The organism is Methylobacterium sp. BTF04, from assembly GCF_010692745.1.
In the GTDB taxonomy this organism is placed as follows: Bacteria; Pseudomonadota; Alphaproteobacteria; order Rhizobiales; family Beijerinckiaceae; genus Methylobacterium.
On sequence record NZ_JAAHTB010000006.1, the window covers coordinates 1 to 24442 of the forward strand.

The 24442-nt window shown below is 65.9% G+C and carries 22 protein-coding genes; 8 read left to right on the forward strand and 14 right to left on the reverse strand.

The genetic code is table 11. The features are described 5' to 3' along the window. Positions 1–371, forward strand: a 371-nt coding sequence (locus G3T14_RS05445; protein WP_281409789.1) for a DNA translocase FtsK, incomplete at its 5' end; no start/stop codon positions are given. Positions 372–564: 193 nt separating this feature from the next. On the opposite strand, the gene G3T14_RS05450 is transcribed toward G3T14_RS05445, so the two are convergent. From G3T14_RS05450 to coxB, 14 genes are all read right to left on the reverse strand, one after another. Next, positions 565–1509, reverse strand: coding sequence for a ferredoxin--NAD(+) reductase (locus tag G3T14_RS05450; protein ID WP_163640846.1), 945 nt, complete (start codon positions 1507–1509; stop codon positions 565–567). Between the two features lie 86 nt (positions 1510–1595). Continuing rightward, on the reverse strand, positions 1596–1928 hold the full coding sequence (locus G3T14_RS05455; RefSeq protein ID WP_163640847.1) for a hypothetical protein: 333 nt from the start codon (positions 1926–1928) through the stop codon (positions 1596–1598). 149 nt (positions 1929–2077) lie between these two features. After that, positions 2078–4963, reverse strand: coding sequence for an EAL domain-containing protein (locus G3T14_RS05460; RefSeq protein ID WP_163640849.1), 2886 nt, complete (start codon positions 4961–4963; stop codon positions 2078–2080). Between the two features lie 198 nt (positions 4964–5161). Next, positions 5162–6454: a pitrilysin family protein gene (locus G3T14_RS05465; protein ID WP_163640850.1), complete on the reverse strand. Its 1293-nt coding sequence runs from the start codon at positions 6452–6454 to the stop codon at positions 5162–5164. Between the two features lie 5 nt (positions 6455–6459). Beyond that, positions 6460–7872 carry a threonine synthase gene (thrC, locus tag G3T14_RS05470; RefSeq protein ID WP_163640851.1) on the reverse strand — a complete coding sequence of 471 codons (1413 nt, stop codon included), beginning with the start codon at positions 7870–7872 and terminating at the stop codon, positions 6460–6462. A 66-nt stretch (positions 7873–7938) separates the two neighbouring features. Beyond that, entirely contained in the window at positions 7939–8355 is a 417-nt protein-coding gene (locus G3T14_RS05475; RefSeq protein WP_163640852.1) for a DUF4864 domain-containing protein, read from the reverse strand. A 78-nt stretch (positions 8356–8433) separates the two neighbouring features. Continuing rightward, entirely contained in the window at positions 8434–9201 is a 768-nt protein-coding gene (locus tag G3T14_RS05480; protein WP_163640853.1) for an SURF1 family protein, read from the reverse strand. Continuing rightward, the gene (locus G3T14_RS05485) at positions 9201–9569 is read right to left on the reverse strand and encodes a DUF983 domain-containing protein (RefSeq protein WP_163640854.1); all 369 of its coding nucleotides are present in this window, start codon (positions 9567–9569) and stop codon (positions 9201–9203) included. Before G3T14_RS05485 ends, G3T14_RS05480 begins: the two co-directional genes overlap by 1 nt. A gap of 128 nt (positions 9570–9697) precedes the next feature. Next, positions 9698–10555 carry a cytochrome c oxidase subunit 3 gene (locus G3T14_RS05490; RefSeq protein WP_163640856.1) on the reverse strand — a complete coding sequence of 286 codons (858 nt, stop codon included), beginning with the start codon at positions 10553–10555 and terminating at the stop codon, positions 9698–9700. Between the two features lie 157 nt (positions 10556–10712). Then, positions 10713–11315 carry a cytochrome c oxidase assembly protein gene (locus G3T14_RS05495; RefSeq protein WP_163640857.1) on the reverse strand — a complete coding sequence of 201 codons (603 nt, stop codon included), beginning with the start codon at positions 11313–11315 and terminating at the stop codon, positions 10713–10715. Between the two features lie 25 nt (positions 11316–11340). Then, complete coding sequence (locus tag G3T14_RS24635) at positions 11341–11502, reverse strand: hypothetical protein (RefSeq protein WP_204262657.1); 162 nt, start codon at positions 11500–11502, stop codon at positions 11341–11343. A gap of 5 nt (positions 11503–11507) precedes the next feature. Further along, positions 11508–12461, reverse strand: coding sequence for a heme o synthase (locus G3T14_RS05500; RefSeq protein ID WP_163641095.1), 954 nt, complete (start codon positions 12459–12461; stop codon positions 11508–11510). Positions 12462–12622: 161 nt separating this feature from the next. Next, positions 12623–14251: a cytochrome c oxidase subunit I gene (ctaD, locus tag G3T14_RS05505; RefSeq protein ID WP_163640858.1), complete on the reverse strand. Its 1629-nt coding sequence runs from the start codon at positions 14249–14251 to the stop codon at positions 12623–12625. Positions 14252–14335: 84 nt separating this feature from the next. Beyond that, positions 14336–15175 carry a cytochrome c oxidase subunit II gene (coxB, locus tag G3T14_RS05510; RefSeq protein ID WP_163640859.1) on the reverse strand — a complete coding sequence of 280 codons (840 nt, stop codon included), beginning with the start codon at positions 15173–15175 and terminating at the stop codon, positions 14336–14338. Between the two features lie 316 nt (positions 15176–15491). Between coxB and G3T14_RS05515 the strand changes: the two genes are divergently transcribed. The 7 genes from G3T14_RS05515 (at position 15492) to G3T14_RS05545 (ending at position 24435) form a co-directional block, all read left to right on the forward strand. Next, the gene (locus G3T14_RS05515) at positions 15492–16400 is read left to right on the forward strand and encodes a LysR family transcriptional regulator (protein WP_163640860.1); all 909 of its coding nucleotides are present in this window, start codon (positions 15492–15494) and stop codon (positions 16398–16400) included. Between the two features lie 155 nt (positions 16401–16555). Beyond that, positions 16556–17029, forward strand: coding sequence for a formate dehydrogenase subunit gamma (locus tag G3T14_RS05520; RefSeq protein ID WP_163640861.1), 474 nt, complete (start codon positions 16556–16558; stop codon positions 17027–17029). Next, a complete protein-coding gene (locus G3T14_RS05525) occupies positions 17026–18585 on the forward strand; it encodes a formate dehydrogenase beta subunit (RefSeq protein ID WP_163640862.1) in 1560 nt (519 codons plus the stop codon). The genes G3T14_RS05520 and G3T14_RS05525 overlap by 4 nt, the downstream gene beginning before the upstream one ends. A gap of 13 nt (positions 18586–18598) precedes the next feature. After that, complete coding sequence (fdhF, locus tag G3T14_RS05530) at positions 18599–21460, forward strand: formate dehydrogenase subunit alpha (protein WP_163640863.1); 2862 nt, start codon at positions 18599–18601, stop codon at positions 21458–21460. Further along, positions 21447–22301: a formate dehydrogenase accessory sulfurtransferase FdhD gene (gene fdhD, locus G3T14_RS05535; protein WP_163640865.1), complete on the forward strand. Its 855-nt coding sequence runs from the start codon at positions 21447–21449 to the stop codon at positions 22299–22301. Before fdhF ends, fdhD begins: the two co-directional genes overlap by 14 nt. 42 nt (positions 22302–22343) lie before the next feature. Then, positions 22344–22634, forward strand: coding sequence for a formate dehydrogenase subunit delta (locus tag G3T14_RS05540; RefSeq protein ID WP_163640866.1), 291 nt, complete (start codon positions 22344–22346; stop codon positions 22632–22634). A 136-nt stretch (positions 22635–22770) separates the two neighbouring features. After that, positions 22771–24435 (forward strand): OFA family MFS transporter, encoded by a 1665-nt coding sequence (locus G3T14_RS05545; RefSeq protein WP_163640867.1) that lies wholly within the window; start codon positions 22771–22773, stop codon positions 24433–24435. Positions 24436–24442 lie beyond the last annotated feature (7 nt).

Below are 24442 nucleotides of genomic sequence, written 5' to 3' on the forward strand. Positions count from 1 at the left end.
ACGGGCCGTTCTGCTCGGATTCGGAAGTCGAGAGCGTGGTGGCGCATCTCAAGCGCCAGGGCCGTCCGTCCTATCTCGAAGCGGTGACCGCCGATGACGGCGAAGCGGGCAAGGGCGCATCCGACGAGATCGAGATGGACGGCGCCGTGTTCGACCAGGGCAGCTTCGGCGAGACCGGCGGCGATCTCTACAGCCAGGCGGTTCAGGTGGTGCTGCGGGACAAGAAGGCGTCCACCAGCTACATCCAGCGCCGGCTCCAGATCGGCTACAATCGCGCCGCTTCGCTGATGGAGCGCATGGAGGGCGAGGGCATCGTCGGTTCGGCCAACCATGCGGGCAAGCGCGAGATCCTGGTCGAGGCCGAGGCCTGACCGGGACGCGGTCTGACCAGGACCCTGTCGGGGCGGGGATCGGTGGCGGATCGACGATCGACCACTCCTGCCCGATCGGAGATCGCTGCTGGTCAGCGCGTTTCCGATGGGCAGTCGAGATTTCGCAGGTTCGCGAGCGTGACCGGTCGCGCTGGATAGCCGGGAGCGTCGCAGGCTCCCGCGGCCGCTGGTGTCAGGTGCCCGAATCGAGCAGCATCGGGTAGCACCGTGCACCGGCCGACGCGGCCAGGACCTCTACGGCGCCGACTGTCGAGGCGTCGCCAGCCACATGGACCACATCCGTGCTGCGCAGCGAGGCGATATGCGCGGTGAGGGGCCCCGGCCGCACATCCGGGGGGCGCTGCCGGCTCCGATCCGAGACCATGACGATCCGGCCGACGCCGGTGGCACGGAGCCAGTCGAGGGACGGGCGCATGTAGAGATCGAGCGGGTCGCGGGCGCCGACGAGGAGGACGATCTCGCGGGCGGGCTCGATGTAGCGCGCCGCGCGAGCGATCGCCCAGATCGCCGCAAAGCCAGTCTCGGCGGCCACGAGCACGAGGCGTCCGCCGCCAGGCCGGTACTGTCCGCGACCGACAGGGCCCTTCAGCTTCACCGGGTGGTCGATGAGGATGCTCTCGCCGAGTGCTGCCGCGAGGCCGCCGGGCGTTCCGTCGAGACGGAGGTGGAACACGAGTTCGTTCAGCTCGGCCGCACCGTCGATCCGCAATGTCGGGCTCAAGGTGATCGGCTGAAAGCCCGCGAAGGTCGCTATCACCTGATGCCCCGGCTCGAAAGCGAGGCGGCGGGTGATCGTGACCACGACCTCTACCGTGTGAGGTCCGAGCGGTGAAATCTGCGTGACGGTCCCGACACGATTCTGCACCGGCCCCGGTCGTGACGGAGCGGGGAGGGGCGCGAGCGTCTCGATCAAAGACGGACGCGGCACCGGAAGCTTGATCGCATCCGAGCGGTGGCTACGCGCCTGGGCTCGTCGCGGTGACGGGCCGGAGCCCTGGCCCAGCAAGCTTGGGGACGAGGCGATCATCCCATCGGCAAGGGCGGCTTCGAGCGGCGTATCGCCGGTCGAGATGCGCACGGACTTGCCGTTGACGACGAGCGAGCAGCGGGCGCTCATGGTCGTCCCTCGCGTGTTGGAAAAGATCGGATCGGGAACGCGTCCCAGCGGATCGGGGACGGACTCGATCCGTCGCCCAACCGCCTTCAGCGCGGCATGTGCAGCAGTTCGTGGACCAAGGCTGCCCAGCGATCACGGACCGCCTGCGCTTCCGGACCGAGCGGTGCTGGCTCCTCGACACGGCTGAGGCATTGGCGCAAGCGCTCAGTCTCCCGGCGCTCGGCGCCGAGCACTGCCTTCATCACCATGACCTCGGCTTGGAGCCGCGACACGTCCACGCCCAATTTGGCATCGACCGGGGCAGGCTGGTGGAGCGGCACGATATCGGCCTCTCGCACCACGCGCAGCGGCCGCGCCATCAGGCGCCGCACCAGGGTGGAGTCGAAATCTTCGGTTGCCTGCAAAGCCGCCTGGGCCATCGCGCCGTCTCCCCACGGCTGGCGTATTCCGCCCTGCCGTCCGATCACATTTCTCAACCCTGACGATGGTCGATCATGGTTAAGGGAGGTTTAAAATGATCGGCGACAGAGGCGTACTAGAGTGAGATCGTTGCGGTGACTTGGCCAAATCACGCCGCTTCGGGCGCCGCGCCGAGGAGTTGGCGCGCTTGCAGCATCGACATCGGCTCGCCGAAGGCGAAGCCTTGTGCATACTCGCAACCGAGTTCGGTCAAAGCCTGGGCATCGGCCTCGGATTCCGCCCCTTCCGCGACGATGGCGAGGCCGAGTTCCTGCGCCATCTTCACGATGGAACGCAGGATCGCGGTCCGTCCGGTGCCGATCTGGCGCACGAAGGACTGATCGATCTTGATCATGTCGAACGGGAAGCGCTGCAGGTAGGACAAGGCGGAATAGCCGGTGCCGAAATCGTCCAGCGACAGGCCCGCTCCGAGGTCGTGAATGCGGGCGAGCATCTGCGCGGCGTATTCCGGGTTCTCCATCACCAGACTTTCGGTGAGTTCGAGCTTGAGGGACCCCGGCAGCACTCCGGACCGGGCGAGGATCGTCTTCACATCGTGCAGGAGATCGTGCCGCAGCAACTGGCGCGAGGAGACGTTGACGGACGCGAAGATCGGCGGCTCGACATCGAGCGAACGCTGCCAGGCGGCGAGCTCCAGGGCGGTGCGCTCCAGGGCGAAGATCCCGAGATTGACGATGAAGCCGCTCTCCTCCGCCACCGGCATGAAGGTCGAGGCCGCAACGCGCCCGAGCTTTGGGTGGTCCCAGCGCAGCAAGGTCTCGAAACCGGCCACCGTGCGATCTTCTAGTCGGACGATCGGCTGGAACAGCACCTTCATCTCGTTGCGCTCGAGCGAGCGGCGCAGGTCGCCCTCCAGCATCATCCGGTCGCCGCGGTCGTTGCGCATGGTGGCGCGGAAGACTTCCGTGCGGTCGCCGCCACCGCGCTTGGCCTGGATCATCGCGATCTCGGCGTTCTTGAAGACCTCTTCGCGCTTGGGATTGCCGCTGGATTCGTGGAGGGCGATGCCCACCGATACGGTGAGGAAGATCTCGCGGTCGGCATAGGTGATCGGCGTCGCGATGGCTTTGCGGATCATCTCGGCGAAGGCGAGGATGCGGTCGGGCTCGCGCTCCGACAGCAGGATCAGGCCGAATTCGTCGCCGGCCACCCGCGCCAGGGTGTCCTGGGGCCGCAGGAGGCGGCCGAGGCGCCGCGACAGCGTGAGCAGAATGGAATCGCCGGCCGACAGCCCGATCGCGTCGTTGATCGCCTTGAACCGATCGATGTCGAGAACGATCGTAGTCGGCTTCAGGCGCGAATCCTGGCTGGCGAACGCAATGGCCGCGTCGAGCCGATCGTAGAACAATTCACGGTTCGGCAGGCCGGTGAGGCTGTCATGGACCGCGTCGTGGAGCAGGCGTTCCTCGGCGGTCTTCACCTCGGTGACGTCGCTGATGGTGCCGACGATCCGGATGACTTCGCCGTCCGAGCCGATCACCGGACGCGCCTTGAGGCGGTACCAGTAATACGGGCCGGCGGTGGAGCGCAGGCGAAAATCGTGGACGATGCGACCGCGCCGCTCTTCGATCACCGTATCGAGGGCGGCGGAGTAGCGCTCCACATCGAAGGGGTGAACCAGTCCGAGCCAGTTCGAGGCAGGACCTTCGAGGGTGCCGCGCTTGAGGCCGAGCTGGCTCTCGATTTCCTGGCCGGCGAAGACGCGGTCGCCGGGCACGTCCCAGTCGAACACCACGTCGCCGGCCCCGGTGAGCGCGAGGGCTCGCCGCTCGGTGTCGGAGACGAGGGCGTGGGTGAGGCCTCCGCCGGCGAAGGCATGCTGCATCACCGTGAAGCCGATCAGCATGACGATGAGGACGAGGCCACCGATGAGGGCCGGCTGCACCAGGTCGCTGCCGATCTGCCCGGTGATGGCGAAACCCGCAGCAACCACCCAGACCATTAGAAGGAACCAGGTCGGCACCAGCAGGATCGCCCGGTCGTAGCCGTTATGGGCCGCGAGATAGACGATGAGCAGCAGGCCGACGCCGGCCACCGCCGCGATCGAGATGCGGGCGACGCCTGCCGCCACCGGTGGATCGAACACCGCCAACGCCACCAGACCGGCGAGGCAGGCGAGCCAGAACAGGGCGACGTGGCTGTAGCGCACATGCCAGCGGCTGAGATTCAGATAGGCGAACAGGAAGACCAGCAGCGTCGCGCCCAGCACCGCCTCGGCCGAGGCGCGATAGACCCGCTCGGCCACTTCGGTGATCGGGAAGACGCGCTGCAGGAATCCGAAATCGATGCACGCATAGGCGAGTACTGCCCAGGCGAGGGAGGCCGCGGCGGGAAAGATGATCGCGCCCTTGACCACGAAGATGATCGTCAGGAACAGCGCCAGCAATCCGGCGATGCCGATGATGATCCCCTTGTAGAGGGTCAGGCCGGTGGATTTCTTGCGGTAAGCGTCCTGATCCCAGAGGTAGACCTGCGGGATGTTGGGGCCGCGCAACTCGGCCACGTAGGTGACGGTGGCGCCGGGATCGAGGGTGATGTTGAACTGATCGGCTTCGAGATTGTCGTCCCGGTCCGGGCGGATGCCCTGGCTCGCGGTGATCGCGGCGATGCGCGAGCCGCCGAGATCCGGCCAGATCACACCTGAGCCGACGAGGCGGAAATGGGGGGCGACCAGGACCCGGTCGATCTGCTCGTCGGTGTCGTTGGTCAGCGCGAAGACCATCCAGTCGGGCCGCGCGCCGGCATCGCGCGCCTTCACGACGATGCGTCGCACGATTCCGTCCTTGCCGGGGGCCGTGGAGATCTGGATCAGGTCGCCGTCCGAGCGGTAGCGCTCGATCATCGGCGTGAGGTCGATCGCGGGCGCGTCGAGCGTGACCCGCACGGCTTCCACCGCCCGCGCCGGCCCGCTGAGGAGCAGGGCGCCGAACAGGGCCGAGACGAAGGCGGCGAAGACGAGGGAGGTTCTGCGCAACGGGCGAGTGTTCCGGCCGGGCTTGGTTTGGGTGACGATGCGGCTCAGCTCGCGGCACATTGGTATCGGCGGGGTCGCCGCTCAGCAAGGCGCCAGGCCCTGCGGAGCAGGTCGTTCCCACCGTTTCTTAACCGTATCGCCGCCGGTTTCGGATCGCGCGGCTTTGCGGCCAAAACAAGCCGTGGGGGGCGGTTTCCGTCAGCTCCGGAGGGCCTTGGCGATCCGATCGAGCGAGGGCAGCTTCTTGATCGGGCCGATGGCAGCCAGCGTCGGGGCACCGGAGAGCAGACGCTTTCCCGCGGCGCGCACGTCGTCGACGGTGACGGCGTCGACCTTGGCGATCACCTCCTGAGGCGGAATCACCCGGCCCCAGGCCATGATCTGGCGGGCGTTCCGCTCGATACGGCCGCCCGGCGTTTCCAGGGCCGAGAGCAGGGCGACCTTCACCTGGGCCTTGGCGCGAGCGACCTCCACCGTATCGGCATCCGCCGCAGCCTTGGTCGTCGCCTCCAGGGTGACGTCGACCAGTTCGGCGAGGTCACCGCTCGACGTACCGGCGCCGATGCCGAACAGCCCGCAATCGTAGAACGACCAGTGGAAGGACTGGATCTCGTAGGCGAGGCCGCGGGTCTCGCGCACCTCGTGCCAGAGGCGCGAGGTCAGTCCGCCGCCGAGGACCTGCGTGAACATGTGCAACGCATAGTAACCGTCGTCGCGGAACGACAGGCCGGGGAGTCCCAGAACCACATTCGCCTGTTCGAGCTTCTTCTGCATCCGGCGCTCACCGCCGCGATACAGGCCCGGCACCGTCTCGGGCGCCTGCGACGCTTTCAGGTTCCCGAAATGGCGCTGGGCCGCCTCGACGATGGCGTCGTGTCCGATGGCGCCGGCGGCGGCCAGCACGATCCGATCCGGGGTGTACTCGCGGGTGATGTAGGCCTCGATCATGTCCCGATCGAAGCTGTTGATCGTCTCGGGCTTTCCGATGATCGGGCGACCCATCGGCTGATCGGGAAACGCGGCCTCGGTGAAGGCCTCGTAGACCACGTCGTCCGGGGTATCCTCGATGGCCGCGTATTCCTGCAGGATCACGCCCTTCTCACGGGCGAGTTCGCCCGCGTCGAAAACCGAATCGGTGAGGATGTCGCCAAGCACGTCGAGGGCGACGCCCGCATCCTCGCCGAGCACGCGGGCGGTGTAGCTCGTGCCCTCTGCACTGGTGGCGGCGTTGATGTCGCCGCCCACATTCTCGATGTCCTCGGCGATTCGCCGGGCCGAGCGGGACTTCGTACCCTTGAACGCCATGTGCTCGATGAGGTGGCTGAGCCCCTGCTCCTCGGGCCGCTCATGGCGTGAGCCGGCTCCGACCCAGACCCCGAGGGTCGCGGTGGCGACGCCCGGCATCGCCTCGGTGACCACCGTGAGGCCGTTGTCGAGGCGGGTGATCTTGAGGCCGGGCGAGGCGCCATGCGTCGCGAAGTGCTGGTTCATGGGCGTCAGGCCCCCTTCGTGATGCGTGCGCGTTCGCGGATGAACGTCTCGACAGCCGCCTGATCGTTGGCGACCCGCGAAAAGGTTTCCTTGCGGTCCATGAGGTCGGCCAGATGCGGCGGCAGGGGCGGGCGGGCGCCACCGATGGCCTTGGCGACGGCATCGGGAAACTTCGCCGGATGAGCCGTCGCCAGGGCGACGACCGGCGTATGCGGGTCCCGTTGCAGCAACTTGCGACCGGCATGAACACCGATGGCGCTGTGCGGGTCGATGACGAGGCCGGTCTCGGCGTAGGTGCGCGCGATCTCGGCCACCACCTCCGGCTCGTGCACCGCAGTGGCGTCGAACTCGCTCCGCACCGTGTTCAGAACGCCGGGGTCGAGGGTGAACCCGCCCGATTGCTTGAGGCCGGCCATCAGGCGCCCGAGGCTCGTGGAATCACGGCCCATGGCTTCGAACAGCAGGCGCTCGAAGTTCGAGGAAATCTGGATATCCATGGACGGGGAGGTGGTCGGCTGGACGCCGCGCTGCTCGTAGGCGCCCTGCTCGAGGGTGCGGGCCAGGATGTCGTTGGCGTTGGTACCGATCACCAGCCGCTCGATCGGCAGGCCCATGCGCTTGGCGACCCATCCGGCGAGGATGTCGCCGAAATTGCCGGTGGGGACCGCGAACGAGACCGGGCGGTGCGGGCTGCCGAGGGCCACGGCGCTGGTGAAATAGTAGACCGCCTGGGCGGCGACCCGGGCCCAGTTGATCGAATTGACGCCCGACAGCTTCACGTCGTCGGCAAATTCCGCGTGCTGGAACAGGGCTTTGACGATGTTCTGACAATCGTCGAAATTGCCGTCGATGGCGATGGCGTGGACGTTGTGCGCCCCCACCGAGGTCATCTGCCGGCGCTGCACCTCGGAAACCCGGCCTTCCGGGAACAGGATGAAGATGTCGACCTGATCGAGACCGCGGAACGCGTCGACGGCAGCGCTGCCGGTATCGCCCGAGGTGGCGCCGACGATGGTGGCGCGGGACCCGCGTGCGCGAAGGACATGGTCCATCAGCCGGCCGAGAAGCTGCATCGCCACGTCCTTGAACGCGAGCGTCGGGCCGTGGAAGAGTTCGAGCAGGAACAGGTTGTCGTCGAGTTGCACGAGCGGACAGACCGCTGGGTGGCGGAATGTCGCGTAGGACTCCTCGATCATCCGATCGAGGTCGGCATCCGGGATCTCGCCGTCGATCAGCGGACGCAGCACCGCCTTGGCCACATCGGCGTATCGCGCACCAGCGAACCCCGCGATAGTCTCTTTCGAGAGGCGGGGCCAACTCTCCGGCACGTAGAGTCCCCCGTCGCGGGCGAGGCCGGCGAGCAGGGCATCGGAAAAACTGAGGGGCGCCGCGGCGCCGCGGGTCGAAACGTGAAGCAAATGGGCCTCCGGGAAGGCGCCCCGTCTACACCAAGCGTTCGGCCCTGTCGAAAGCTGTCCGCAGCCTCAGGCGTTGCTGCCCGGTGCCTTCACCAACTGGCACCCGCTGATCCGCCAGGCGCCGTCCGGCTGCTTCTCGAGGCTGTACAACGCCATCCAGTCGACGCCCTCGGCATCCTGGAGCTTCACGCCCAAAGCCAAGCCGTCTTCGCCAACATCCTCGACCCGATCGACGCTGAAGCTGCGCGCCCGGTAGACGGCCGCATAGCCTTGGCGGACCATGGCGATGAAATTGTCGGGAGAGGTGAACATGCCCTGGATCGCAGGCGCCGCCTGGGCATAGGCGGTCGCCGCATCGTCCCGCCGAAACGCTTCGATCTGGCGCTCGACGGTGGCCTTGGCCTGGGTTCGGGCCGCCTCGTCGGCGGCGTGAGCGGAGGAGAGCCCGAGACACAGGGCGACGGGAATGAGGATGGCGCGCATGGGCACACTCCGTGGCGGATCGCCTGTACTGGAGAGTAGCGCGCACCCGCTTCACAGCAAGGGCAAGACGCGTGCCGGCTATCGTTCCACGGTCGGTTCGGGTGCGTCGTAGAGGCGCCGCCACGCGAACACGCCGAAGACGCCGATCAGGCACGCGGCGATGCCGAACCACGTGAAGGCGTATTGCAGGTGGTTGTTGGGCAGATCGACCCGCAGCTGACCGCCCTTGGGCCAACCGCCGGGATTGGGCGTCGCATCCGCCTCGACGAGGTAGGGCGGGGTATCGCCGAGCCCGCGGGCGGCACTGATGCCGGCGATATCGCGGTTGAACCACTCGCCGCGCGCCGGATCGGCGGCGGGTACGAACATCGTCCGCGGCTCGGTCGCCCGCAGAATGCCGGTGACGACGGTCTCACCGGAGATCTGTGCACCTTGTCGCGAGGCCGGGTCCTTCAATTCGGTGGGAATGAAGCCGCGATTGATCAGGACCGTGCCGCCATCGTCGCGCTTGAGCGGTGTCAGGACGTAGTAGCCTTGCAAGGCGCGGCCCGGCGTCGCACCGGCCGCGAGACCATGCACCAGGGTTTCCTTGTCGTTGAGGAGCACGCCGGACACCCGGACGCGGCGGAACTCGTCCTGCGCCGGGTCCCAGCTAGCGGCTGGGGGTAGGGCAGCCGGCGGCTCCACCGCCGATCGGGCGAGAATCCGCGCGATTAGCGCCTCTTTCTCGCCCTTGCGCTCGAGTTGCCAGATTCCGAGGCTGACGAGGATCGCGAGGCTCACAAGCGACACGAAGCCGGGCACGGCCAGTGCCCGGACCGCACCGGGTCGAATCGTCCGTGTCACTAGCGGAAGCGTCCTTGCTCGGCTTTGTTGGTGAATTGCAGTGCGGCGAGCATGCCCTTGAGCGGCCGCACCAACAGGAGGCTCAAGCCGATGGAGAGTGTGCCGGCCACGAGCGCATGAACCCACATCGGCGGCTCGTAGGTGACTTCGATCCACAGAGCGAGACCGACGACGACGATGCCGACGATCGACATCACGAAGAAGGCCGGGCCATCACCGGAATTGAACTTCTCATAGTCGAGCCCGCAGACCTCGCAGGATGGCTTGAAGGTCAGGAAGCCGTCGAACAGGTGACCCTCGCCGCAGCGGGGACAGCGGCCGCGAAGGCCGGTGGAGATGGGCGGGGGAACCGGCCGCTTGACGTCCAAGATCGTGACTCCTCGAGCCGGGCGAGGGCGCCGGCTCTTGTCATATGGGAACGCGTTCTGGTGAAGGTACGAAAAAGGGCGGCTCGCGCCGCCCTTTTCATGGCTGTCATACCGTGCCGCGCTGCGGCTCAGTGAGCCGCGTGACCGATGCCCGAGCCCCAGACGTAGATCGAGGCGAACAAGAACAGCCACACCACGTCGACGAAGTGCCAGTACCAGGCGGCGAATTCGAAGCCGAGATGCTGCTTCACCGTGAACTGGCCGAGATAGGCGCGGTACAGGCAGATCGCGAGGAAGATCGTCCCGATGATGACGTGCGCGCCGTGAAAGCCCGTCGCCATGAAGAAGGTCGACGAGTAGATGCTGCCGGCAAAACCGAAATGCGCGTGGGCGTATTCGTAGGCCTGGCAGGCGGTGAAAAGCACGCCGAGGATGATGGTCAGCCACAGACCGTACTTGAGGCCCTTGCGGTCGTCGTTCAGCAGGGCGTGGTGCGCCCAGGTGATCGTGGTGCCGGAGGTCAGCAGGATCAGGGTGTTGAGGAGCGGCAGATGCCAGGGATCGAACGCCTCGATACCCTTGGGCGGCCAAGTGCCGCCGGTGAAGTCGACACGCGTCGCCTGGATCGGATCGGCGGTGTAGAGCGCCGCCTCGAAATAGGCCCAGAACCAGGCCGCAAAGAACATCACCTCCGAGGCGATGAACATGATCATGCCGTAGCGGTGGTGAAGCTGGACCACGCGGGTGTGGTCGCCGGCATTGGCCTCGTGGACCACGTCACGCCACCAGGAGAACATCACGTAGAGCACGCCGAGGCTGCCGGCACCGAACACGTAAGGGCCGATCGCCAGAGTGCCGACGGTGAGGGCCTTCATCCAGAAGACGGCGCCGAAGGCCATCAGGAAGCCGGAGAAGGCGCCCATCAGCGGCCACGGGCTGGGGGCGAGAATATGGAAATCGTGATTCTTGGCGTGGGCCTCGGCCATCTGATTGTCTCTCCTAACCCAGGCGTTCCGTGGCCGTGGCGGGCCTCGGATGCTCGTTAACGCTCTGTAGACCGGATGCCGCCCGATCCTCACCCCCGATCCCATACCGGGCAGGGTGATCTCTTGTCACGCTTGGCGCGTCAAAAAACTGAACGCGTCAAAAATTCGACTTCTTGTCCGTGCCGCCCGTTGTCGCAAGCGCTGCCGTGGGCTGGCCGTTCTTCGACGCGAAGTAGGTGTAGGACAACGTCATTTCGGTGAGATGGGCGGTGTTCGAATCCTGGCGTACCGCCGGATCGATATAGAACACCACCGGGAAATCCATGGTCTCGCCCGGCTTCAGCGTCTGCTCGTTGAAGCAGAAACATTCGATCTTGACGAAGAAGCCGCCCATCAGGCTCGGCTGGACGTTGAAGGTCGCGATGCCGGTCGAAGGGGTGGTGCCGGTGTTCTTGACCCGGAAGAACACCGTCTTGGTCTCACCGAGATGCGCGACGACCTGAGGCGACTCCGCCTGGAAGCGCCACGGCAGCGACGACGACACGTTGGTGTCGAAGCGGACGATCATGCTGTCGTCGAGGGCGATCGCCTTCGGTGCGGCGCCGGTACGTGGCGTCCCGTCATAGCCGGTCGCCTTGCAGAACATGTCGTAGAGCGGCACCGATGCGAAGGCGAGGCCGATCATCCCGAAGGCGAGACCGGCACACGCGAAGGCGGTGACAGCGAGCTTGCGGTTCGGGTTGGTGGGTCGGTCGGTCATGACGATGTCGCCCCGTGATCCACGCTCAAAGCGCGCGATTGAGGACCTGGGGTCCGAGCTTGGCGATCGTCAGGACGTAGAAGATCGTCACCAAGGTGAAGAGCACGGCGGCGATGGCGATCGAGCGCTGACGCTGGCGCTTGGCTTCCTCGGGCGTCAGGCGACGGGGCGTCGGAAAGTTTTCCATGTCGCTCAAACCATGACCGCGCGGAACAGGCCGAGGCTCTGCTCGGCAAGCAGGGCCGCGAACAGCAGGAAGAGATAGAGGATCGAGAAGCCGAACATCCCGAAGGCGGCCTTGCGCTCGGCCTCGCCCTCCCGGTTGCGGAAGACATGGACGCTGAAGGCCAGCATGCCGAGACCGCCGAAGAACGCGGTGACGGCGTAGAGCCATCCACCGAAGCCGAGGGCCACCGGCGCGAGCCCGATGGGGAACAGCACCAGCGAGTAATAGATGATCTGGCGCCGGGTCGATTGCGGGCCGGCGACGTTCGGCATCATCGGGATGCCGGCCTTGGCGTATTCGCCGGACTTGATCAGGGCGAGTGCCCAGAAATGCGGCGGCGTCCAGATGAAGATGATCAGGAACAGCACCAGGGACTCGATGCCGACCGAGCCCGTCACCACGGCCTGGCCGATGATCGGGGGCAGGGCGCCGGCCGCACCGCCGATGACGATGTTCTGCGGCGTCGTCCGCTTCAGCCACATCGAATAGACCACCGCGTAGAACACGATGGTGAAGGCGAGGAGCGCGGCGGCGAGCCAGTTTGAGGCAAGTCCGAGCACCAGGACCGAGCCGACCGACAGGACGAGGCCGAAGGCCAGCGCCTCGCCCGGCTGGATGCGCCCGTCCGGGATCGGACGCTTGGCGGTGCGGGTCATCACTGCGTCGATATCGGCGTCCCACCACATGTTGAGGCAGCCCGACGCACCGGCGCCCACTGCGATCATCAGGAGCGAGATCGTCCCGACCACCGGCTGGATGTGGACGTGAGACACCACCATGCCGACCAGGGCGGTGAAGATCACCAGCACCATCACCCGCGGCTTCAGCAAGGCGAAGAAGTCGGAGACTTCGCCGCCGACGGCCATGGTGACCGGGTGAGGCTCGGCGCCAGCGGGGAGGCTGTTCGACAGGCTCGTCATGGGTACCTGATGCATGTGTCTGGCAGGTCGGGCTCGGATCGCGCCGCCGTGGCGCCGCCCTTTGCGGGATACCTCGGACGGTTCGATCCGGCCGAGGTATCCGGGAAAGAGCAAGGACCGCTTTCGCGGTCCTCGCAATCCGAAAAGCGGTGGCTTTTCTCTTAGTGACCCGGCTCGTCGACGATCCGGGGAAGCGTCTCGAACTGGTGGAAGGGCGGCGGCGACGACAGCGTCCACTCGAGGGTGGTTGCACCTTCGCCCCACGGATTGTCGGCCGCGCGAACCTTCGAGCGGAAGGCGATCACCACGCCGATGAAGAATACCACCATGCCGAGGGCGAAGATGTGCCCACCCCAGGTGGAGACCTTGTGCCAGCCGGCGAAGGCCTCGGGATAGTCGGCGTAACGGCGCGGCATACCGGCGAGGCCAAGGAAGTGCATCGGGAAGAACAGGACGTTCGCACCGATGAAGGCGAGCCAGAAGTGCAGCTTGCCAGCCCATTCCGGGATCACGTGACCGGTCATCTTCGGGAACCAGTAGTAGATACCGGCAAAGATGATGAACACGGCGCCGAGCGAGAGCACGTAGTGGAAGTGGGCCACGACGTAATAGGTGTCGTGCAGGTACTTATCGACCGCCGAGTTCGCCAGCACGACGCCGGTGACGCCGCCGACCGTGAACAGGAAGATGAAGCCGACCGCCCAGTGCATGGCGGCGGTGAAACGGATCGAGCCGCCCCACATGGTCGCGATCCACGAGAAGATCTTCACGCCTGTGGGAACCGCGATCACCATGGTGGCGAACACGAAGTAGGACTGCGTCTGGAGCGACAGGCCGACCGTGTACATGTGGTGAGCCCACACCACGAAGCCGACCACGCCGATGGCGACCATGGCGTAGGCCATGGCGAGGTAACCGAACACCGGCTTGCGCGAGAAGGTCGAGATGATGTGGCTGACGATGCCGAAGGCCGGCAGGATCATGATGTACACTTCGGGGTGACCGAAGAACCAGAACAGGTGCTGGTAGAGCACCGGATCGCCGCCGCCGGCCGGATCGAAGAAGGTCGTGCCGAAGTTGCGGTCGGTGAGGAGCATGGTGATCGCGCCGGCAAGGACCGGGAGCGACAGCAGCAGCAGGAAGGCGGTGACGAGCTCGGCCCAGGCGAACAGCGGCATCTTGTGCAGGGTCATGCCCGGCGCGCGCATGTTCAGGATGGTGGTGATGAAGTTGATCGCACCGAGGATCGATCCGGCGCCCGAGAGGTGGAGCGCGAAGATCGCGAAGTCGACGGACGGGCCGGGATGGCCGACGGTGGAGAGTGGCGGGTAGACCGTCCAGCCGGTGCCGGCACCGTTCGCGCCGGGAGCGCCTTCGACGAACAGCGAGCAGACGAGGCTGCAGAACCCGGCAACGGTGAGCCAGAACGAAATGTTGTTCATGCGCGGGAACGCCATGTCGGGCGCGCCGATCATGAGCGGCACGAACCAGTTGCCGAAGCCGCCGATGAGCGCCGGCATCACCATGAAGAACACCATGATGAGACCGTGGCCGGTCACGAACACGTTGTAGGTGCCGGGATTCGAGAAGTACTGCAGCCCGGGCTCTTCCATCTCCATGCGGATGCCGAAGGAGAGGAACGCGCCGATGATGCCCGCGCAGAACGCGAACAGCAGGTAGAGGGTGCCGATGTCCTTATGGTTCGTCGACAGGAACCAGCGGGCGAAGAACGAAGGCATATGCGAATCGTGGGCGTCGTGATGCCCCGTATGTGCTGCGGCGTTGGCCATGGATGCAGACCTTGTCCAGTTACTCTTGATCTCTCGAATGGCGAAAGGATCGGATCCCGAACGAGACCCGATCCGGCCGGGCCTTTAGCGGGCCGCGGCGATCTTGGAATTGCCGTCGAGGCTGGCGAACTTCGTCTTCCCCTCGACGAGCCACTGGGCATAGGCCTCGTCGCTCACGACCTTGACGGTGATCGGCATGTAGGCGTGGCGCGCCCCGCACAGCTCGGAGCACTGGCCGTGATAGGTGCCCTCACGGTCGGCCTTGAACCAGAACTGGTTGAGGCGGCCTGGGATGGCGTCGATCTTGAAGCCGAAGGACGGCATCGCCCAGGAATGCAGCACGTCGGCAGCGGTCACCTGAATCTTGACGATCTTGTTCACCGGCACGACCATGTCGTTGTCGGTGCCGAGAAGCTTGGGCATCTTGTCTTCGTCGATGTTGGCATCGAACGCGAAGCCGCCGCCATTCTCCACCGCCGGATACTCGTAGGACCAGTACCAGGCATGGCCGATGACCTTGACGATGACGTCGGCCTTCGGATCGGAGAGCTGCGTGCGCAGCAGGCGGAACGACGGGATCGACACGGCCACGAGGATCAGGACCGGGATGATGGTCCAGGCCACCTCGATCATCGTGTTGTGGGTCGTCTTCGACGGCGTCGGATTGGCCTTCTCGCTGAAGCGGAAGACGCAATAGAGAATGAGGCCGAGCACGAACAGCGAGATGCCGAAGGACAGCCAATGCATGCCCTGCTCGAAGTGATGGATGTCCCGGGCGTTCTCGGTGACCGGGATCTGGCGATCCATCTGCCACGGCTCGGGCTGGCCGAGGCCGGCCGCGAGGGCCGATGACGACGAAACGAGGAAGGCGCCGAGTGCGGCAAGCCCCCATGATGACCGGTTTTTCGGCTGCGTCGTCCGCATGTGCCTCTCTGGCTCCCCATGGCGTGATCGTAAAGTACCCGCGCGTCTTGCTAAGTTCGACACGAAGCGCAAGCGCGTTTTGCGGGTTTTAGGCAATCCATCGCACAAAGCTCGCGGATTGCCGGTCGAGGTGTCAGACCACAAGGCCGTGGGGCGCGCAACCGCAACAGCGTCGCATCGGGCGCATTCTTCTGCATAGGTCTGATTCAAAGGTAGCTGCGCGGAGCACCGCGAAACGGCGTCCGCGCCGGTGGGATCGCGTCCGCGGAACCTCGGCGCAAAGCCATGGCCTGCAGCGAGGAGTGGGGATTGCAGCGTGATCGAGCGGCTTGAATTCATCCTCGCCCTGGCGCGTGAGCGGCATTTCGGCCGCGCGGCCCAGTTCTGCAACGTGTCGCAGCAGACCCTCTCGGCCGGCGTGAAGCAACTGGAGGAGCGTCTCGGTGTCATGCTGGTCCAGCGTGGCTCGCGCTTCCAGGGCTTCACGCCGGAGGGCGAGCGGGTGCTCGACTGGGCGCGCCGGATCGTCGGTGATGCCCGCGCCATGCGCGACGAAGTGGCGAGCCTGCGCCGGGGTCTGTCCGGCACCCTGCGCTTGGCCGCGATTCCCACCGCGACCCCCATCGTCGCCGCGCTGACCACACCATTCCGCGCCCGCCACCCGGAGGTGCGCTTCTCCGTGCAATCCACCACGTCGGGCGAGATCGGACGCCTGATCGCCGATCTCGAGATCGATGCCGGCATCACCTATCTGGAGAACGAGCCGCTCGGCCGCCTGACCGCCGTGCCGCTCTATCGCGAGCGCTACCGGTTGCTCACGGCGGTGGATGGCATCTTCGGTACGCGCGAGGCGGTGACCTGGGACGAGGTCGGGCGCATTCCCCTGTGCCTCCTCACCCCCGACATGCAGAATCGCCGGATCATCGATCGGCATCTGACCAGCGGCGGCGGTGTGTCGGCGCCTCTGCTCGAGTCGAATTCGATGATCGTGCTGCTCACCCATGTGCGAACGGCCAAATGGGCGAGCATCATGCCGGCCGTTCTGGCCGACAGTTTTCGCCTCAGCGACCGTGTCCGCGCGGTGCCGATCGTCGAGCCCGACGTCAGCCACCTCATCGGTCTGGTCGTTCCCGAACGGGAGCCGATGACACCCCTCTGCGCGGCGTTGATCGTCGAAGCGCGCAACGTGGCGCCGGCCATCGCGCACGATATCGCCACGTTGTGAATCGCAGGCGGAAGCCGCCCGGTCACGCTAGGTTTTTGCGCCACAAAAGACGGTTTTAACAAAAAATCCTTGTTGCTCGACCGAATGTCGCGATTGATCTCGGATCGGTGATATACCACCTTATAACAAGAACAAGATAAGTCCGGGTAGGAACAATGCTGCCGAACGAGCCCTGGAGTGAGCCCCGCGCCGCCGGGATCATCGCCGACCATCTCCATCTGGAAGGCGCGACCCTTCCGATCCTGCACGCCTTGCAGGAGACCTTCGGTTACGTCGACGAGGGCGCGGTTCCGCTGATCGCGGATGCGCTCAATCTCTCGCGCGCCGAGATCCACGGCTGCATCACCTTCTATCATGACTTTCGCCGGGCTCCTTCGGGCAAGCACCAGGTCAAGTTGTGCCGGGCAGAGGCCTGCCAGGCGATGGGGTCCGACGCGCTCCACGCGCAGATCCTCTCCCGCCTCGGGATCGATTGGCACGGCACGACCTCGGACGGGCAGGTCACCGTCGAGCCGGTCTATTGCCTCGGCCTCTGTGCCAACGGCCCCGGTGCCTTGATCGACGACGAACCCCTGGCCCGCCTCACCGCGGATTCCCTGGAATCGGCCCTCAGCGAGGTAAAGTCGTGAGCATCACCCTTTACGTCCCCCGCGATGCCGTCGCGCTCGGCCTCGGTGCCAACCGCGTTGCCCGTGCGCTCTTCGCCGGCGCCGAACGGCGCGGCCTCGACGTCACCATCGTCCGCACCGGTTCGCGCGGGATGCTGTGGCTGGAGCCGATGGTCGAGGTCGCGACCCCGGAGGGCCGGATCGCCTACGGGCCCGTCACCCTGTCCGATGTCGACGGCCTGCTCGATGCCGGGTTGGCCACCGGCGGCGAGCATGCCCTTCGCCTCGGCGACCCCGAGAAGATGCCCTATCTCGCCCGGCAGCATCGCCTGACCTTCCAGCGCTGCGGCGTGGTCGATCCGGTCTCGGTGGAGGATTACCGGGCGCATGGCGGCTATAACGGTCTCGAAGCTGCACTGAAGCTCGATGCCGCCGGCATCGTCGGTCAGGTTCGTGATTCCGGCCTGCGCGGCCGCGGCGGTGCAGGCTTCCCGGCCGGCATCAAGTGGAACACGGTGATGCTCGCTTCGTCCGAGCAGAAATACGTGGTCTGCAATGCGGACGAAGGCGATTCCGGCACCTTCGCCGACCGCATGATGATGGAGGGCGACCCCTTCAACCTCATCGAGGGCATGACCATCGCGTCCATCGCGACGGGTGCCACCCGGGGCTACATCTATCTGCGCTCCGAATACCCACAGGCATTCGCCACCCTGAAAGAGGCGATCGCCAATGCCGGCAAGGGCGGTTTCCTCGGCGATAACATCATGGGCTCGGGCAAGGCGTTCCATCTCGAGGTCCGTCTCGGTGCCGGCGCCTATATCTGCGGCGAGGAGACCTCGCTGTTGGAGAGCCTGGAAGGCCGCCGGGGAATCGTCCGGGCCAAGCCGCCGATCCCGGCGCTCAAGGGCTTCCTCGGCCAGCCGACCCTGGTCAACAACGTGATGACCTTCACGGCCGTGCCCTACATCCTGGAGCACGGCGCCAAGGCCTATGCCGATTACGGCATGGGCCGCTCGCTCGGCACCCTGGCGATCCAGCTCGCCGGCAACATCAAGCATGGCGGCCTGATCGAGTACGCCTTCGGCATTACGTTGCGCGAAATCATCGAGGATTTCGGTGGCGGCACGCAGAGTGGCCGGCCGATCCGCGCGGTCCAGGTGGGTGGCCCGCTCGGCGCCTACTTCCCCGACCATCTCCTCGATACGCCCCTCGATTACGAGGCGATGGCGGCCAAGAAGGGCCTCGTCGGTCATGGCGGCATCGTGGTGTTCGACGACACCGTCGACATGGCCAAGCAGGCGCGGTTCGCCTTCGAGTTCTGCGCGGTGGAATCCTGCGGCAAGTGCACGCCGTGCCGGATCGGTGCGACGCGCGGCGTCGAGACCATGGACAAGGTCATTGCCGGTATCCGGCCGACCGAAAATCTGGCCATCGTGGCCGACCTTTGCGACGTCATGACCGATGGGTCGCTTTGCGCCATGGGCGGGCTCACGCCGATGCCCGTGATGAGCGCGATCACCCATTTCCCCGAGGATTTCCAGCAGCGCGGACCGATGTCCGTTGCTGCCGAATAAGGAGCCGCGACCCATGGCCCTCATCAAAGAGATCGATTACGGCACCCCGATCCGGGTCTCCGAGCAGACCGTCACCCTGACGATCGACGGCATGAGCGTCACCGTTCCGGCCGGAACATCGGTGATGGCGGCGGCGATGCATGTCGGGACCCAGATCCCGAAGCTGTGCGCCACCGACTCCCTGGAAGCCTTCGGCTCCTGCCGCCTTTGCCTGGTGGAGATCGAAGGTCGCCGCGGTACGCCCGCCTCCTGCACCACGCCCGCCGAGAACGGCATGGTGGTCTCGACCCAGAACGATAAGCTCGCCAAGCTCCGCAAGGGCGTGATGGAGCTCTACATCTCCGATCACCCGCTCGACTGCCTGACCTGCGCCGCCAATGGCGATTGCGAGTTGCAGGACATGGCCGGCGCTGTCGGCCTGCGCGACGTGCGCTACGGCTATGACGGCGCCAACCACGTCAAGCCGAGTTCCGACCAGTTCCTCGCCAAGGACACCTCGAACCCGTATTTCACCTACGATCCGTCGAAGTGCATCGTCTGTAACCGCTGCGTCCGCGCCTGCGAGGAGACCCAAGGCACCTTCGCGCTGACGATCTCCGGCCGCGGCTTCGACAGCCGCGTCGCTGCCGGTCCGACCGATTTCTTCAATTCCGAGTGCGTGTCCTGCGGCGCCTGCGTGCAGGCCTGCCCGACCGCGACGCTCCAGGAGAAGTCGATCATCGAGCATGGTCAGCCGGACCATTCCGAGATCACCACCTGCGCCTATTGCGGCGTCGGTTGCTCGTTCAAGGCCGAGATGCAGGGCACCCGCATCGTCCGCATGGTGCCCTACAAGGGCGGCAAGGCGAATGAAGGCCATAGCTGCGTCAAGGGCCGCTTCGCCTATGGCTACGCCACACACAAGGACCGCATCACCAAGCCGATGATCCGCGACAAGATCACGGACCCCTGGCAGGAAGTGTCGTGGGAAGTCGCGATCGATCGCGCCGCCTCCGAATTCAAGCGCATCCAGGCCAAGTACGGCAAGGATTCGGTCGGTGGCATCACCTCGTCGCGTTGCACCAACGAGGAAGCCTACCTCGTCCAGAAGCTCGTTCGTGCCGCCTTCGGCAACAACAACGTCGATACCTGCGCCCGGGTCTGTCATTCGCCTACCGGCTACGGCCTGATGTCGACCCTCGGCACCTCGGCGGGTACGCAGGACTTCGCCTCGGTGGCGCATTCCGACGTGATCCTGGTGATCGGCGCCAATCCGACCGACGGCCACCCGGTCTTCGCCTCGCGCATGAAGAAGCGCCTGCGTGAGGGCGCCCGTCTCATCGTCGCCGATCCGCGCAAGATCGATCTCGTGAAGTCGCCCCACATCGCGGCCGACCATCACCTGCCGCTGAAGCCCGGTTCGAACGTCGCCTTCATCAATTCCATGGCGCACGTCATCGTCACCGAAGGCCTCGTCGACGAGGCTTATGTTCGCGAGCGGTGCGATCTCGTGGACTTCGAGGCCTGGGCTCGCTTCGTCGCCGACGAGCGTCATTCCCCCGAGGCGCAGGCGATCTACACCGGGATCGATCCGGTCGAGCTGCGCGCCGCCGCCCGGCTCTACGCCACCGGCGGGGCTGCGGGCATCTATTACGGCCTCGGCGTCACCGAGCACAGCCAAGGCTCCACCATGGTGATGGGCATGGCCAACCTCGCTATGGCCACCGGCAACATCGGGATGCTGGGTGCCGGCGTGAACCCCCTGCGCGGCCAGAACAACGTTCAGGGCTCGTGCGACATGGGCTCGTTCCCGCACGAGCTTCCGGGCTACCGCCACGTCTCGGACGATGCCACCCGCGAGACCTTCGAGTCGCTCTGGGGCGTGTCGCTCGACAAGGATCCGGGCCTGCGCATCACCAACATGCTCGACGAAGCCGTCGATGGCGCCTTCAAGGGCATGTACATTCAGGGCGAGGACATCGCCCAGTCCGATCCCGACACCCACCACGTCACCGCCGGCCTGATGGCGATGGAGTGCATCGTCATTCAGGACATCTTCCTGAACGAGACGGCGAAATACGCCCACGTCTTCCTGCCGGGGGCATCGTTCCTGGAGAAGGACGGCACCTTCACCAATGCCGAGCGCCGCATTTCGCGCGTGCGCAAGGTGATGCCGCCGCTGGCGGGCGTCGGCGACTGGGAGGGTACGATCCTGCTCTCCAACGCACTCGGTTACCCGATGAACTACAGCCATCCGTCCGAGATCATGGACGAGATCGCCTCGCTCACGCCGAGCTTCAAGGGTGTGAGCTTCGCCAAGATCGACGAACTCGGTTCGATCCAGTGGCCGTGCAACGACGAGGCGCCGCGCGGCACCCCGATGATGCACGTGGATCGCTTCGTCCGCGGTCTCGGCAAGTTCATGATCACCGAATACGTCGCCACCGAGGAGCGCACCGGGCCGCGCTTCCCGCTCATCCTCACTACCGGCCGCATCCTGTCGCAGTACAATGTCGGCGCGCAGACCCGCCGCACGGAGAACTCGCGCTGGCATGAGGAGGACGTTCTGGAGATCCATCCCTTCGACGCAGAGGTTCGCGGCGTGGTCGATGGCGATCTGGTGTCCCTCGAGAGCCGGTCCGGCGACATCGCTCTCAGGGCGGTCGTCTCTGAGCGGATGCAACCCGGCGTGGTCTACACCACCTTCCACCACGCCAAGACCGGCGCCAACGTCATTACCACCGACTACTCGGACTGGGCGACCAATTGCCCCGAGTACAAGGTGACGGCGGTGCAGGTCCGGCGCACCAACCGGCCCTCCGATTGGCAGGCGAAGTTCTACGAAGAGGACTTCTCCCTGACCCGTATCGCGACCCAGTTGAATGCCGCCGAATAGCCGAAGCCGGCCTGACATCGACGCGCCGGCCGACACGGCCCGGCGCGTCCCGACCCTGGTCATCGCCTATGACGACAGGGTGGCTCACGAAGGCGAGCGGCCGCTGGCCGTGGAGATGCCGGTCAACCTCGTCTACGGCAGCATCCCGTATGCGGTGATGATGACCAGTCCGGCCGACCTCGTGGACTTTGCTTACGGATTCAGCCTGACGGAGGGCATCGTCGCCTCCGCCGACGAGATCCGGTCCGTGCAGGTCGAGGACGGCGAGTGCGGATTGCGTCTGGTCGTCGATCTCGCCCCCGGACGCCTGCGCGAGCATCTCGCGCGTAAGCGGGCGATCAGTGGGCGCACAAGCTGCGGTGTCTGCGGGGTCGAGGATCTCGCGGATCTACCGATGGCCGAGACCAGGACCGGCGGCGCGACGGCGGTCGATATCGGCGCGATCCAGCGGGCTCTCACGGCGCTCGGGGACGCGCAGGTCCTCAATGCCCAGACCCGCGCGGTCCACGCCGCTGCCTGGGCGTGTCTCGACGGGTCGCTCCTGGCGGTGCGCGAGGATGTCGGGCGGCACAATGCCCTCGACAAGCTCATCGGCGCGTTGATGCGCGACCGAACCGATCCGGCGTCCGGCTTCGTCGTCATCACCAGCCGGTGTTCGTTCGAAATGGTCGAGAAGGCCGCGAGCCTCGGCGCCTCGATCCTTGTCGCGATCTCGGCGCCGACCTCGCTCGCCATCGACCGAGCGCGGATGCACGGCATGACCCTCTGCGCCATCGCCCGCTCCGATACCCTCACGGTCTTCACCGGCCGCGAGCGCCTGACCCTCACCGCAGGCCTCTGAACCCGGCCCGCCATCCCATCCTCGATCCGAGCGTCGTCCGTCATGAGCGCCCTAACCACCGACCAGAAGCTCGTTCGCATGGCGAACCAGATCGCCACGTTCTTCCGGTCGTATCCGGACGATGAGGCGGTCGCGGGCATTCACAAGCATATCGTCGCATTCTGGACGCCGAAAATGCGGCGCGCCATCGAGGTCTTCGGCCCCAAAGAGGGCAGTGGTCTCGACCCGTTGGCGCTTCAGGCGCTCTTCGACAAGCCGGACGCGGAGAGCCCGATCCGGGCCGCGACGCATGATCCAGCACTCCAGGGAGCCGGTGCCAGCGATGCAGGCTGAGATTGAAATTTTTGTCGCATCACCGTGGATTAAAATTTCAGCAGCTGGCTAAAAGCATAGCGTAACGACGCGCGCTATGGCCTAACTCCTTCGGTGAACGGCCCGATACACGGTCGACACCTCGGGGAGCTATACAATGACTTCGATATCCAGTGCGGGCCTGACCGGCTCCGCCGCGGCGCCAGGGTGGCTCTCGCGAGAAAACATCGTCGCGAAAGCGGGCTTCAATCGCTGGCTGGTGCCGCCGGCAGCCCTGGCGATCCACCTCTGCATCGGCATGGCTTACGGCTTGTCCGTGTTCTGGCTGCCGTTGTCGCGGGCGCTCAGCGTCGGGAAGCCGACGCCCGCGACCTGCCCCGACATGAGTGTGTGGACAGCCCTGTTCACCACCAGCTGCGACTGGCGCGTCAGCGACCTCGTCATCGTGTTCTCCATCGGCATCGTCATGCTCGGGCTCTCGGCGGCCGTGTTCGGCGGCTGGCTGGAGCGAGCCGGGCCGCGCAAGGCCGGCATCGTCGCCGCCCTGTGCTGGGGCGGCGGCTTCCTCATCGGTTCGCTCGGCGTCTACGTGCACCAGCTTTGGGTGGTCTGGATCGGCATGGGCCTCGTCGGCGGCATCGGCCTGGGCTTGGGCTACATCTCTCCGGTTTCGACCCTAGTGAAGTGGTTCCCCGACCGGCGCGGCATGGCCACCGGCATGGCGATCATGGGCTTCGGCGGCGGCGCGATGATCGGATCGCCCTTGGCCGATACGCTGATCAATCACTTCAAGTCGCCGGCCGGCGTCGGCGTCTGGCAGGCTCTGGCCGTGATGGGCGGGATCTATGTCGTCGCGATGCTGTGCGGCGCCTTCGGCTACCGGGTTCCGCCGGCAGGCTGGCGCCCGGATGGCTGGGTTCCGCCGGTGTCGAAGAACACCATGATCACCGCGGGCCACGTCCATCTCGACCGGGCGCACAAGACTCCGCAATTCTGGCTGCTCTGGGCGGTGCTCTGCCTCAACGTCTCGGCGGGAATCGGTGTGCTCGCGCTGGCGTCGCCGATGTTGCAGGAGATCTTCGGCGGCAAGCTGATCGGTCTGCCGGAGACGGGCTTCGCGCAACTCGATTCCGGCCAGAAGGCGCAGATCGCGGCCATCGCCGCCGGCTTCGTCGGCCTGCTGTCGCTGTTCAACATCGTCGGTCGGTTCTTCTGGGCGTCGCTGTCGGACAAGATCGGCCGCAAGGTCACCTATGCGACGTTCTTCGCCCTCGGCTTCGTCCTCTACGCAGCGGCCCCCTGGGCAGCGACCATCGGCTCACAGGCCCTGTTCGTGCTGTTCTTCTGCATCATCCTGTCGATGTACGGCGGCGGCTTCGCCACCATCCCGGCCTACCTCGCGGACGTGTTCGGTACCCAGTTCGTGGGCGCCATCCACGGACGTCTCCTCACCGCCTGGTCGACTGCCGGTATCGTCGGACCGTTCCTCGTCACCGGGATTCGTCAGGCCCAGGTCGATGCCGGGGTGCAGGGCGCGCAACTCTACACCCGCACGATGTACGTGCTGGCCGCCTTCCTCGCCGCTGGCTTCATCGCGAACCTCCTGATCCGGCCACTGGCCAAGAAGTGGTTCATGACCGACGCGGAGGTGGCGGCTGCCAACGTCAAGGGTGCAGCGGCGACCGTGCCGACCGCCGGTTCCTACGGGATTGGTCGCGGCGGATTCAGCCCGGTCGCGGCCATCGCCTGGACGGCGGTGGGCATTCCCATCGCCTGGGGCATCTGGATCACCGTGGCGAAGGCCCTGATCCTGTTCCGGTAAGCCTGGC

Excerpts from the sequence above, each read along its gene's own strand:
- G3T14_RS05450 (WP_163640846.1), bottom strand. The coding sequence starts at position 1,509 with ATGAGCGCCCGCTGCTCGCTCGTCGTCAACGGCAAGTCCGTGCGCATC.
- G3T14_RS05455 (WP_163640847.1), bottom strand. The coding sequence starts at position 1,928 with ATGGCCCAGGCGGCTTTGCAGGCAACCGAAGATTTCGACTCCACCCTG.
- G3T14_RS05465 (WP_163640850.1), bottom strand. The coding sequence starts at position 6,454 with ATGAACCAGCACTTCGCGACGCATGGCGCCTCGCCCGGCCTCAAGATC.
- G3T14_RS05475 (WP_163640852.1), bottom strand. The coding sequence starts at position 8,355 with ATGCGCGCCATCCTCATTCCCGTCGCCCTGTGTCTCGGGCTCTCCTCC.
- G3T14_RS05490 (WP_163640856.1), bottom strand. The coding sequence starts at position 10,555 with ATGGCCGAGGCCCACGCCAAGAATCACGATTTCCATATTCTCGCCCCC.
- G3T14_RS05495 (WP_163640857.1), bottom strand. The coding sequence starts at position 11,315 with ATGACCGACCGACCCACCAACCCGAACCGCAAGCTCGCTGTCACCGCC.
- G3T14_RS24635 (WP_204262657.1), bottom strand. The coding sequence starts at position 11,502 with ATGGAAAACTTTCCGACGCCCCGTCGCCTGACGCCCGAGGAAGCCAAG.
- G3T14_RS05500 (WP_163641095.1), bottom strand. The coding sequence starts at position 12,461 with ATGACGAGCCTGTCGAACAGCCTCCCCGCTGGCGCCGAGCCTCACCCG.
- ctaD (WP_163640858.1), bottom strand. The coding sequence starts at position 14,251 with ATGGCCAACGCCGCAGCACATACGGGGCATCACGACGCCCACGATTCG.
- coxB (WP_163640859.1), bottom strand. The coding sequence starts at position 15,175 with ATGCGGACGACGCAGCCGAAAAACCGGTCATCATGGGGGCTTGCCGCA.
- G3T14_RS05520 (WP_163640861.1), top strand. The coding sequence starts at position 16,556 with ATGCTGCCGAACGAGCCCTGGAGTGAGCCCCGCGCCGCCGGGATCATC.
- fdhF (WP_163640863.1), top strand. The coding sequence starts at position 18,599 with ATGGCCCTCATCAAAGAGATCGATTACGGCACCCCGATCCGGGTCTCC.
- fdhD (WP_163640865.1), top strand. The coding sequence starts at position 21,447 with ATGCCGCCGAATAGCCGAAGCCGGCCTGACATCGACGCGCCGGCCGAC.
- G3T14_RS05540 (WP_163640866.1), top strand. The coding sequence starts at position 22,344 with ATGAGCGCCCTAACCACCGACCAGAAGCTCGTTCGCATGGCGAACCAG.
- G3T14_RS05545 (WP_163640867.1), top strand. The coding sequence starts at position 22,771 with ATGACTTCGATATCCAGTGCGGGCCTGACCGGCTCCGCCGCGGCGCCA.